Source organism: Marinobacter litoralis, from assembly GCF_003336705.1.
Lineage (GTDB): Bacteria > Pseudomonadota > Gammaproteobacteria > Pseudomonadales > Oleiphilaceae > Marinobacter > Marinobacter litoralis.
Genome location: NZ_QMDL01000002.1, coordinates 290,105 through 301,800, shown reverse-complemented (window position 1 = coordinate 301,800; position 11,696 = coordinate 290,105). Strand labels below are relative to the sequence as shown.

Genomic DNA, 11,696 nt, shown 5'->3' with positions numbered 1-11,696 from the left:
GCTATGCCCCACATTCAATTGCTCTCGCCCCGGCTTGCCAACCAGATAGCCGCCGGTGAAGTGGTGGAGCGTCCTGCGTCAGTTGTTAAAGAACTGGTGGAAAATGCTCTCGATGCCGGCGCCAGCCGGGTTGATATTGAACTGGAGCAAGGCGGTGTAAAGCTGATTCGGGTTCGGGACGACGGCTTCGGGATCGCAGAATCTGACTTGCCGCTCGCCCTGAGCCGGCATGCAACCAGCAAAATCCTGACCCTGGATGATCTTGAGGCCGTTGGCACTTTGGGCTTTCGCGGCGAAGCGCTGGCGAGTATCAGTTCGGTATCTCGGCTCTCGTTGACTTCCCGCACGGCAGAGCAAGAAGCCGCTGCCCGGGTGGAAGTGGAAGGTCGGGATATGGACGCGAAAATCTCGCCGGCCGCGCATCCTGTTGGCACCACCGTTGAAGTGCGGGATCTGTTTTTTAATACCCCCGCACGCCGCAAGTTCTTGCGTACGGAAAAAACCGAATTTAATCACGTTGATGAATCCATCCGCCGCCAGGCCCTCAGCCGTTTCGATGCCGGCTTTACCCTGCGCCATAACCAGCGTGTCATTCAAAGCTTGCGGCCCGCTGAATCGAATATCGATAAAGAGCGGCGAATCAGCTCACTGTGCGGCCAGCAATTTATTGATAACGCCGTGGTCATCGAGGCCGAAGCCAGTGGTTTGCGTTTATGGGGTTGGGTCGCACTGCCGACGTTCTCCCGCAGTCAGGCTGATCTGCAGTATTTCTTCGTCAATGGTCGCGTGATTCGGGATAAGTTGGTCGCTCATGCGGTTCGTCAGGCGTATCGCGACGTGCTTTACAACAATCGTCATCCGGCGTTTGTGCTCTATCTCGAAGTGGACCCGGCCACAGTGGATGTTAACGTTCATCCGACCAAGCACGAAGTGCGGTTCCGTGATGGCCGATTGGTGCACGACTTCATTTTCCGCACCTTGCACAGGGCGCTGGCGGACGTGCGCCCCGCGGACCATTTCAGAGGAGCAGAAGCACAGGCCTTGAGTCGCGAACCCGAGGTGTCCCAGCCAGGAAACGGTCCGGCAGCCTTTCCGCTTTCGCAGGGGGCCGGAGCTGCACCTTCGCAAGCATTCACGCACTCTTCTTCAGGGTACGGCAATGCGTCGCCAACACAGCCCCAGCAAGACTGGAAAGCCAGTGATCAAATGGCCTTTTATAATTCGCTCAATGCCGGCGGAGGTGTGACCAACGAGTCGCGGCCCGATCCATTTGAGTCGCAGCCGGTGCCCACGCCGCCTCAAGATGGCGAAGAAGAGCCCCCTCTGGGTTATGCGATTGCACAGCTTCATGGCATCTACATACTTGCTCAAAGCCGAACCGGCATGATCGTGGTGGATATGCACGCGGCACATGAGCGGATCACTTACGAGCGTATGAAGCGGGCTCTGGTCGAGCAGGATTTGAAGAGCCAGCCTTTGCTGGTGCCGGTCTCGCTGGCGGTCAGTCAGAAAGAAGCTGCGCTGGCGGAAAGTCACGGTGACGAATTGCAACAGCTCGGCCTTCAAATCGAGCGGATTGGGCCGGAAACGCTGGCGGTGCGACAGATTCCTGCTTTGCTACGCGGAGCGGATACCGAGCAGTTGGTGCGTGATGTTCTCGCTGATCTGATTCAGAACGGCCAAAGCGATCGCGTGGAAGCCGTCACCCACGAATTACTGGGCACCATGGCTTGCCATGGCTCCGTGCGGGCCAACCGGCAGTTAACCATTCCCGAGATGAATTCGCTGCTGAGGGATATGGAAGCCACCGAACGCAGTGGCCAGTGCAACCACGGTCGCCCGACATGGACACTGATGACACTGTCCGAACTGGATAAATTGTTCCTGAGGGGGCGCTAGACACCATGGCAGGCGAGCAACAGGCTGCGTTTCCTCCGGCCATATTCCTGATGGGGCCTACGGCGTCGGGTAAAACCGATTTGGCCATGGCCCTTTGTGAGCATTTGCCCTGCGAGATCATCAGCGTGGATTCCGCCATGATCTACCGAGGTATGGATATCGGCACAGCCAAGCCGACGGCCGAAGAGTTGGCTAAAGCGCCTCACCGACTGATCGATATTTGCGACCCGGCAGACATCTACTCCGCCGCAGACTTTGTGCGGGACGCTTTGGCAGAAATGGCGGAGATTACCGAGCGCGGGCGGATACCGCTGTTGGTAGGTGGAACCATGATGTATTTCAAGGCCTTGTTGAATGGCATGTCAAATCTGCCATCCGCTGATCCGGAGCTGAGGGCTCAGATCGAAAAGGACGCAGAGGAACAGGGCTGGCAGGCGCTGTACGAAGAATTGGTTGCCAAAGACCCGGTTGCCGCAGAGATTATTCACCCCAATAATCGCCAGCGCCTGATGCGTGCCATTGAGGTTATTCGGTTGACTGGCCAGCCTATTTCGTCGTTTTGGCAGGCCAGCTCAGGAAACTCTGCCGATGAAAAAACGTCGGATATTAAGGATTACACCTATTTCACCAAGTGGCAGGCAGACGAAAGTGCCGACCTGCCGTATACTGTTTTCCAGTTTGCGCTCGCTCCGACAGACCGTAAAGTCCTTCATGAGAGGATTCGAATGCGTTTTCTGGCGATGCAAGACGCAGGGTTTCTGGACGAAGTCCGGCAGTTGATGGGGCGAGGTGATCTCAACCTCGATATGCCCTCCATGCGTTGCGTGGGCTACCGCCAGGCGTGGGAATACCTGTCTGGTGAATGCGATCACGAAACCTATTTGAACAAAGGCATGGCGGCAACGCGCCAATTGGCGAAGCGTCAGCTGACCTGGTTACGAAAATGGCCTGATGTACAGTGGCTGGATAGCAATAATTTACAAATGGTGCTGGAAACCTTGAAAAAATCAGGTCTACACACCACATTTAACTCTGCAAATTGACGATCTGCACCTACCTCTAACAGGAGAATACTCATGTCAAAAGGGCATTCCTTACAAGACCCTTACCTCAATGCTTTGCGCAAGGAACGCATCCCCGTTTCTATTTTCTTGGTTAACGGCATCAAGCTTCAGGGCCAGATCGAGTCTTTCGATCAGTTCGTAATCTTGCTGAAAAACACCGTCAGCCAGATGGTATATAAGCACGCTATTTCCACGGTTGTACCTGCTCGTAATGTTCGTTTGCCGCAGGCGAATCCCGGAGAGGAAGAAGCTGAAGGTTAAATTCCGGTGTATCCGGTTCTGACACCCGCGGTGCAGGGCAGCCTTTGAGCTGAGCTGGCCGCGGGTGTTTGTTTTTATGGAGTTGAATATATTTTGTTTGAACGTCCTGACGTTGGAGAACGGGCGGTTCTCGTACACATCGAATTCACCGCCCACGATGGTTCTGAAGACCCGGGTGAATTCCGTGAGCTGGTAACCTCGGCGGGTGTCGAGCCAGTGGATATGGTGACCGGTACGCGTAAGCAGCCCAGTCCCCGGCTATTCGTTGGTGAAGGTAAGCTCGAAGAAATTCGCGATGCGGTTGCTGCCAATGAAGCCGATGTGGTGTTGTTTAACCACGCCTTGAGCCCGAGCCAGGAGCGTAACATCGAGCGTGAGCTCAAGTGTCGGGTATTAGACCGAACCGGCGTTATTCTCGATATCTTCGCCCAGCGCGCCCGTACCCATGAGGGTAAACTGCAGGTCGAGCTGGCGCAGCTTGAGCATATGTCCACGCGGTTGATTCGTGGATGGACCCACCTTGAGCGTCAGAAAGGTGGTATTGGTCTGCGTGGCCCGGGTGAAACACAGCTTGAAACCGACCGTCGTTTGCTGCGTGAGCGCATCAAATCGATCCATAAACGATTGGAGAAGGTCCGCAAACAGCGGGATCAGGGGCGGCGGGCTCGTAAGCGTGCCGATGTGCCAACCCTGTCGTTGGTGGGGTACACCAACGCCGGTAAGTCGACTTTGTTCAATCAGGTCACCACTTCGACGGTTTATGCGGCGGACCAGTTGTTCGCAACTCTCGATCCAACCCTTCGCAAGCTGGAACTTCCAGACATTGGCTCGGTCGTAGTCGCGGATACGGTAGGGTTCATTCGCCATCTGCCGCACAAATTGGTAGAGGCCTTCCGCGCAACACTGGAAGAAACCCGGCAAGCATCGTTGTTGTTGCACATCATTGATTGCCATGATGAGCGGCGCGACGAAAACATCGAACAGGTGGAAAACGTGTTGCTGGAAATCGGTGCTGATGAGGTGCCTCAGCTGCAGGTTTTCAACAAGATTGACCTGTTGGATGACTTTGCCCCCCGAATCGATCGAAACGAAGACGGCATTCCGGTCAGAGTGTGGGTGTCGGCGATAACCGGACAGGGCATGGATTTGCTCTTTGATGCGGTTGTCGAGCGTCTGGCAGAAGATGTGGTGCATCATTTTGTTCTGCTTGGGCCGGCAGATGGCAAGCTTCGTGCCTCGTTGCATGAGGCTGGTTCTGTGCTGAGCGAAGAGCACCGGGAAAGTGGTGATACAGTAGTAGAAGTTCGGCTGCAGAATCGCGATTGGCTGCAGTTGCTCAGTCGAGCAGGTGTAAGCCAGGAAGAGGTTCGGCTGGAAGACCGGGCACTGTGAATCAGGCCGCCTATTGCCGGGGGCTTGATAAATCCCTAGTATTTGCAGCCATTCGAATAAACACGAACGGAGAGAATTATGGCCTGGAATGAACCGGGTGGTAACCGTAACGACAACGATCCCTGGGGAACCGGTGGTCGTCGCGGCAATGATCAGGGGCCACCAGATCTGGATGAGGCTCTGAAGAAGGGGCTGGACAAGCTGAATCGTATGCTGGGCGGCAAAGGCGGCTCTGGCAATAACGGCAGCTCAGGCTCTGGTAGCAGCAACAGTGGTTTTGGCGCCATTTTGGCCATCGCCGCCATATTGGCGTTCGGTTATGTCCTGTACCAGTCGTTCTACACCGTAGACGAACAGGAGCGAGCGGTCGTGCTGCGCTTCGGTGAATTCAGTCGAACTGAAAACCCGGGTCTGCGTTTCAAGGTACCGTTGATTGATTCGGTGACCAAAGTCCGTGTAACCAACGTTCGCTCAGCCCGCTCCAGCGGCCAGATGCTGACTCAGGACGAAAACTTGGTCACCGTGGATCTGCAGGTTCAGTACCGGGTTGGCGATGCCAGGGCTTACGTTCTGAACGTGCGTGATTCTAACCAGGCTTTGGCCTTTGCGACCGACAGTGCTCTGCGTCACGAAGTAGGCAGTTCCTCACTGGATGACGTATTGACGGAAGGGCGTGCGGAACTGGCTGTTCGCGTTGAGCAGCGGCTGCAAAGCTTCTTGAAAGAGTACGGTACTGGTCTGGAAATCGTTCGAGTAAACGTTGAAAGCACACAGCCCCCGGCGGCCGTGCAGGATGCTTTCCGCGAAGTTCAGCGAGCTCGAGAAGATGAACAGCGTGCGAAAGAAGAGGCCGAAACCTACCGCAACAAGATTGTTCCGGAAGCACGGGGCCAGGCGCAGCGCATGATTGAAGAAGCTAATGCGTACAAGGCCGAGGTGATTGAGCGGGCTCGCGGTGAAACGGCGCGTTTCAACCAGCTGTTGGCCGTGTACGAGCAGGCACCGGTGGTCACGCGTGAGCGTATGTATATTCAAACGCTGGAGCAGGTTCTGGGTAATAGCAGCAAGATCTTTGTGGACACCCAAAGCAGCAGCAACATGATGTACCTGCCTTTGGATAAGCTGACTCAGGGGCGCTCGTCGGGCTCAGGGGGGCGGAGCTCCCAATCAGGTAATCAGCAAGTCGACGTTCAGACGCTGACCGATCAGGTTCTGCAAGAGCTACGTGCGCGTCAGGATGGAAACACTCGGAGGAGTAGATAAGTTATGGGACCTAAAGGTGTATTGGGCCTTGCAGGCACTCTTATCGTCGTCCTGCTCGTGCTGTCTAGCGTATTCATCATTCCCGAGACCCATCGTGGTGTGAAGCTCCGCTTTGGTGAATTGGTTGAAACCGATATTCAGGCGGGCATCCATTTTAAGGTGCCGGTTATCGATCAGATTCGGGAATTCGATATTCGGGTTCTGACCATGGATCTGCCGTCGCGACAGTACCTCACCATCGAGAAGAAGCCGCTGGATGTGGATTCCTACGTGGCGTGGAAAATTCGTGATGTTGACCAGTTCTATCGTGCAACCGGTGGTGATGAGCGCCGGGCGGAAACGCTGATTTTGTCTCGAGTTGATAACGGCTTGCGTGACGAGTTCGGCGTGCGGACCATGCACGAGGTGGTCTCCGGTCAGCGCGATGAGTTGATGCACGCACTGAGAGATCGTGCCAACGAAACGGCAGTGAAAGAGTTCGGTATCGAAATTCTTGATATCCGGGTGAAAGCGATTGAGTTCCCGGGTGCGGTCAGCGAAAACGTTTATCGCCGGATGGCGACCGAGCGTCATAAGCTGGCTCAGGAATTTCGTTCCCGAGGGTTGGAATTGGCGGAAGGTATCCGCGCCGATGCTGATCGGCAGCAAACCGTAACCTTGGCGAACGCCTTTGCCGAAGCGGAAATGACTCGAGGTGAGGGCGACGGTGAAGCGGCTCGGATTTATGCCGAAGCTTATGGCAGCAATGAAGAGTTTTACAGCTTTTACCGTAGCTTGCAGGCTTACGAGAAAACCTTTGCCGGCAAGGATGACATCATGGTGATCGACTCCGACAGTGCTTTCATGAAGTTCCTGAAGGACCCGGCTGGCGCCAACTAAAACCGGCGGTTTGAAAGGAAAACCGGAATACGTAGGTGTTCCGGTTTTTTTGTGTCTGCCAAGGGTGTAGAATCCTTCCGGTTTTGTTTGGGTATTTCTTCGCCTGGACATCTTGAACCCTGAGTCATTCCCCCCGGCAGCTGAGCCGGTGACGGAAAAACGGACAACAGAATCTCATGACAGTATCTGATCGCTGGTTACTGCCAGATGGAGTTGAAGACATTCTTCCTCCGCTGGCCGGACGGATCGAGTCCCTGCGCCGGGATGTAATGGACACCTGCCAACGCTGGGGTTACCAATTGGTTATCCCGCCCCTGATCGAGTACCTGGAGTCCCTGTTTACAGGAACCGGACACGATCTGGAGTTGCAGACGTTCAAGCTGACCGATCAACTCACTGGCCGCATGATGGGTGTGCGGGCAGATATGACACCGCAAGCCGCACGAATTGATGCGCATACGCTGGGTCAGGAAGGTATTACCCGCCTTTGTTATGCCGGCCATGTGCTGCATACCCGCCCGCGCCATATGCTGACAGGGCGAACGCCGATTCAGGCGGGCTGCGAGTTGTTCGGTAGCACCTCGGAAGCGGCGGATCTGGAAATTATCAGCCTGATGCTGGAAGCACTCCGGGTAGCCGGATTGCCTCGGGTGCATCTGGATCTGGCCCACGTTTCGATTTACGAAAGTCTGATTGCCAGCTCCGGGTTTGATAAAGACACCGAGGCGGCTGTTTTTGATGCTATGGCTCGAAAGTCGGTTCCGGAACTGGATCGCCTGCTGGGTGGCTGTGAGCCCGGCTCTGCAGGTGCACGGTTACGTGAACTCGCTCGTGTAAGCGGCGGCGTAGAAGCGCTGGAGCAGGCCCGAGTGATTTTGGGAGGTGCCTCCGAGGCGCTTGATGCCGCTTTGAATAAGCTGACTCGCGTGGTCGAAATGCTGAGTCGCGACTTCCCGGAAGTGAGTCTGGGTTTCGATTTTTGCGAGCTGCGCGGATACAACTACCACACGGGTTTGGTATTCGCCGCCTATGTTCCCGGTCACGGTGATGCGGTTGCCAAGGGTGGTCGTTACGATGCCATTGGTAGTGATTTCGGGCGCGCCCGGCCTGCCACCGGCTTCAGCTTGGATATACGCGCGTTGGTGGCTCTGGGTGAGCGAGTGCATCACCGTTCGGGCGCCATCTGGGCACCTGCCGCTGAAGACTCTGCGCTTGAAGGTGTGATTTCCGGCCTGCGAATGACTGAAACAGTGATTCGACAATTGCCGGGTGACGAACCTGCAGATCCCGCGTTGCAAGGTTGTGATCGTCAGCTGGTGAAAAAAGACGGGCAATGGGTTGTGGAAATGCTGAGCTGATTGTATCGCCGGTATTCAACGAATATTCCTGAGTAAATGTGCAAGGCGCGTTCCTTCGGGCCGCCTGATGTGAGAGAGAATCATGGGTAAAAATGTTGTTGTGCTGGGTACCCAGTGGGGTGATGAAGGTAAAGGCAAGATCGTCGACCTTCTGACTGAAAAAGTGGCAGCGGTGGTGCGCTTTCAGGGCGGTCACAATGCCGGCCACACACTGGTCATCGAGGGCAAGAAGACGGCCTTGCACCTGATCCCGTCTGGTATTTTGCGGAAGAATGTCCATTGCTTGATCGGTAACGGTGTTGTGCTGTCACCGGAAGCGCTGCTCAAAGAAGTACGTGAACTGGAAGCCAGTGGCGTTGAAGTTCGTGACCGCCTGAAGATCAGCCTGGCTTGTCCGATTATTTTGCGTACTCACGTTCGCATTGATCAGGCGCGCGAGCGGGCGAAGGGCGAAGACAAAATCGGCACCACTGGCCGTGGTATTGGGCCAGCCTACGAAGACAAAGTGTCTCGCCGTGGCGTTCGTGTAGGCGATTTGCACAACATGGCAGACTTCGAAGTTAAACTTCGCGAGATCATGTCTTACCACAACTTTGTGCTGACCGAGTACTTCAAAGAAGAAGCCGAAGACATCGATGCGGCTTTGGCTGAGTTGAAGCAAATGGCCGAAGAAATTCTGCCGATGGCTGCCGATGTAACCGACATCCTGCATGGTCACCGCAAGCGTGGTGAGCATATTCTGTTCGAAGGGGCTCAAGGCTCCCTGCTGGATATCGATCTTGGCACCTACCCGTATGTAACCTCGTCTAACACCACCGCGGGTGGCACGGCGACCGGTTCCGGTTTTGGTCCTTTGTACCTGGATTACGTGCTGGGTATTACCAAGGCTTACACCACCCGTGTCGGTTCAGGCCCGTTCCCGACGGAATTGTTTTGCGACATGGGTGAGCACCTGGCGGTCAAAGGTAACGAAGTTGGTACCACGACTGGCCGTTCCCGTCGTTGTGGTTGGTTCGATGCTGTCGCTCTGCGTCACGCCATTCAGATCAACAGTGTGTCTGGTATCTGCCTGACCAAGCTGGACGTTCTGGATGGTTTGGAAACCGTGAAGGTGTGTGTCGGCTACAAAATGCCGGACGGAGAGATTACCCGTCCGCCCATTGGCTGCGACACCTTCAAGGACATTGAGCCGATCTACGAAGAGCTGCCAGGCTGGAGCGAAAGCACGTTCGGTCTGACGTCGATCGAGGAACTTCCGGAGAACGCGAAAGCGTATATCCGCTTCCTGGAAGAGCAGATCGAAGCGCCGATCGACATTATCTCTACTGGTCCGGACCGCGTAGAAACCATCACTCTGAGGCACCCGTTCGGGGAATAAGCGTCAGAGTCAAAAAACCGCCTTTAGCGTGAGCTTCTGGCGGTTTTTTTACGCCTTGAAGGTTTGATCAGGGCTTCTCGGCAATGATCGTTGCCCGTTTCGGGCCGGGGTAACCTTCAATGGTTTTAGTAGGATCATTGGGATCCAGAAAGTCGGCCAGCGAGTTATACCGCATCCAGTCGGTTTGCCGTTGTTCTTCCGTCGTGGTGTCGCTGACATCCACGACTCGGGCGTTGCGGAAGCCAGCCCGTTCGAGCCAGCGAATCAGTGTCGGGCAACTGGGTAAGAACCAGACGTTGCGCATCTGTCCGTAACGATCCTCCGGCATCAGGCTGAAACCTTCAGGGCCATCCACAACCAGTGTTTCCAGCACCAGCTCGCCGCCCCGGCGCAAGGTGCCTTTTAAATCCAGCAGGTGGTCAATTGGGGAGCGCCTGTGGTATAGCACGCCCATGGAGAAGGTGGTGTCGAAGTGTTCAAGATTGTCCGGCAGATCTTCCATGCGAATGGGTAAGAGATCTACCAGAACGTCTCCGAGGTAACCTTTGACCGCCAGAAACTGAAACATAAACAGCAGCCCGGGATCGATGCCAACAACCTGCCGGGCACCTGCGCCCGCCATGCGCCAGCAGTGATAACCGGAGCCGCAACCGACATCGAGAATCGTGCGTCCTTTCAAATCTGCAAGGTGAGGTGAAACCCGGTCCCACTTCCAGTCTGACCGCCATTCGGTGTCCACGTGGGTGCCGAAAAAATTGAAAGGGCCTTTCCGCCAGGGCATTAAACCGCGTAAACCCCGCTCGAGATTTTCGGCGTCCTGTTCGCTTAAGGGTTGCTCTGAGGTTACGGTCACGGCTGACGAATTCAGTTCTACTTTCGCCGGGAGATCTGACGGCAAGGCCTGGAGGGCTGCGTGCCAGCGCGCCATATCACCGTGTGGGTTGTCTTCAAAACGGCGGATCAGCTGAGCCGTCAAAACCTCGGCCCAGGCTGCCTGATCACTGTGGTTGAGGGAGTCGATAAACGGCGAGAAATGTTCGCGCCAGTCGAAAGCAGGCATAGGTTTCGTGGTATCCGGTAATTAAGAGTTCTTGATGGCCAGCATGGAAACAAAATTGAAACACTGATACCACACCAGCACCTGATTAAACCCGGTATCCAGCAGCCGTTGTTTGTGGGTGTTCAGGGTTTCGGGAATCATGATGTTTTCGATCGCAGCGCGTTTTTGGCTGATCTCCAGATCTGAGTAGCCGTTGGCGCGTTTAAACTCATGATGCAGCTGCGTCTGGGTGTTCTGTTCCGAATCGGATTCGAAGCGGATCTTTTCGGACAGAATCAGTACGCCGCCCGGCAAGGTGGCATCGGCGATTCGTGCCAGCAAATCCTTTCGCTTCTCAGGCGGGACAAACTGAAGCGTAAAGTTCAGGGTAGTGACCGAAGCGCGGCTGAGTTCTGTGGTGAGGATGTCTTCGCAGCGCAAGGTGACCGGCAGCTCGTGATCGTCGAGAGCGACATAGTGTTCGCAGCGCTCGATCATGGCGCTCGAGTTGTCCACACCCACCAACGTACAGTCGGTGTGAGGTATCCCGTGGCGCATGGCCAGTGTTGAGGCTCCCAGTGAGCAGCCCAGATCGTAGCAGTGAGAACCGGGTTGAACGTACTGTTCGGTAATCACTTCGATCATCGGAATGATCGTGGTGTAACCGGGCACTGATCGGCGAATCATGTCAGGAAATACCCGGGCCACCGAGGCATCAAAGCGAAAGTCTTCCGGGTTGCGCTCGGTGGCGAACAAACGGTCTGTCATCTGAGGAGCGGGGGTTGGTTTTTTACTGCGCATCACTGTCTCCGACTTTGGGTTTTGCCGGGTCCCGATCGGTTGGTGACGGGCGAGCGCAGCGTACACCGCGGTTTTTGTAATCGACCAGGATGCCGCGAAACGATGGGTCTACGTCTGCGGCAATGGCTAGGTAGCCGTTTTCACAGACGGCGTGCAGTCCGGAGGGCTTGCGGGACATTCGGAACTCTTCGCCGGGCGCCACATGGATGGCCTGAAAATCACCGACAGGAACATGGTCTTTGTTGTCGGAATGTTTGATTCGTCCGCCGACCTCCAGCGCTGTGACTGTGCCGATGATGGCAATCACCGCGGTCACAATAAGGGCACGTGCCGAATAGCGGTTTTCACTTTCGCTCATGGTT

The 11,696-nt window shown here is 55.5% G+C and carries 11 protein-coding genes; 8 read left to right on the top strand and 3 right to left on the bottom strand.

The window, feature by feature from the left end:
- The first annotated feature begins 3 nt into the window (after nt 1-3).
- The 8 genes from mutL (at nt 4) to DOQ08_RS06785 (ending at nt 9,494) form a co-directional block, all read left to right on the top strand.
- Complete coding sequence (gene mutL / locus DOQ08_RS06820; RefSeq protein WP_114334163.1) at nt 4-1,899, top strand: DNA mismatch repair endonuclease MutL; 1,896 nt, start codon at nt 4-6, stop codon at nt 1,897-1,899.
- Nucleotides 1,900-1,904: 5 nt separating this feature from the next.
- Entirely contained in the window at nt 1,905-2,942 is a 1,038-nt protein-coding gene (miaA, locus tag DOQ08_RS06815) for a tRNA (adenosine(37)-N6)-dimethylallyltransferase MiaA (RefSeq protein ID WP_114334162.1), read from the top strand.
- Nucleotides 2,943-2,975: 33 nt separating this feature from the next.
- Nucleotides 2,976-3,224 carry an RNA chaperone Hfq gene (gene hfq / locus DOQ08_RS06810; protein WP_114334161.1) on the top strand — a complete coding sequence of 83 codons (249 nt, stop codon included), beginning with the start codon at nt 2,976-2,978 and terminating at the stop codon, nt 3,222-3,224.
- Between the two features lie 90 nt (nt 3,225-3,314).
- Nucleotides 3,315-4,616: a ribosome rescue GTPase HflX gene (gene hflX, locus DOQ08_RS06805; RefSeq protein ID WP_227537576.1), complete on the top strand. Its 1,302-nt coding sequence runs from the start codon at nt 3,315-3,317 to the stop codon at nt 4,614-4,616.
- Between the two features lie 78 nt (nt 4,617-4,694).
- Nucleotides 4,695-5,879, top strand: coding sequence for an FtsH protease activity modulator HflK (hflK, locus tag DOQ08_RS06800; protein ID WP_114334159.1), 1,185 nt, complete (start codon nt 4,695-4,697; stop codon nt 5,877-5,879).
- Between the two features lie 3 nt (nt 5,880-5,882).
- Entirely contained in the window at nt 5,883-6,758 is an 876-nt protein-coding gene (hflC, locus tag DOQ08_RS06795; RefSeq protein WP_114334158.1) for a protease modulator HflC, read from the top strand.
- A gap of 176 nt (nt 6,759-6,934) precedes the next feature.
- The gene (locus tag DOQ08_RS06790) at nt 6,935-8,116 is read left to right on the top strand and encodes an ATP phosphoribosyltransferase regulatory subunit (RefSeq protein ID WP_114334157.1); all 1,182 of its coding nucleotides are present in this window, start codon (nt 6,935-6,937) and stop codon (nt 8,114-8,116) included.
- A gap of 82 nt (nt 8,117-8,198) precedes the next feature.
- A complete protein-coding gene (locus tag DOQ08_RS06785; RefSeq protein ID WP_114334156.1) occupies nt 8,199-9,494 on the top strand; it encodes an adenylosuccinate synthase in 1,296 nt (431 codons plus the stop codon).
- Between the two features lie 67 nt (nt 9,495-9,561).
- On the opposite strand, the gene cmoB is transcribed toward DOQ08_RS06785, so the two are convergent.
- The 3 genes from cmoB to DOQ08_RS06770 are packed head-to-tail and all read right to left on the bottom strand — an operon-like array spanning nt 9,562 to nt 11,692.
- Nucleotides 9,562-10,554, bottom strand: coding sequence for a tRNA 5-methoxyuridine(34)/uridine 5-oxyacetic acid(34) synthase CmoB (cmoB, locus tag DOQ08_RS06780; protein WP_114334155.1), 993 nt, complete (start codon nt 10,552-10,554; stop codon nt 9,562-9,564).
- 21 nt (nt 10,555-10,575) lie between these two features.
- A complete protein-coding gene (cmoA, locus tag DOQ08_RS06775; RefSeq protein WP_114334154.1) occupies nt 10,576-11,334 on the bottom strand; it encodes a carboxy-S-adenosyl-L-methionine synthase CmoA in 759 nt (252 codons plus the stop codon).
- On the bottom strand, nt 11,324-11,692 hold the full coding sequence (locus DOQ08_RS06770; protein WP_114334153.1) for a kinase: 369 nt from the start codon (nt 11,690-11,692) through the stop codon (nt 11,324-11,326). Before DOQ08_RS06770 ends, cmoA begins: the two co-directional genes overlap by 11 nt.
- Nucleotides 11,693-11,696: the final 4 nt, after the last annotated feature.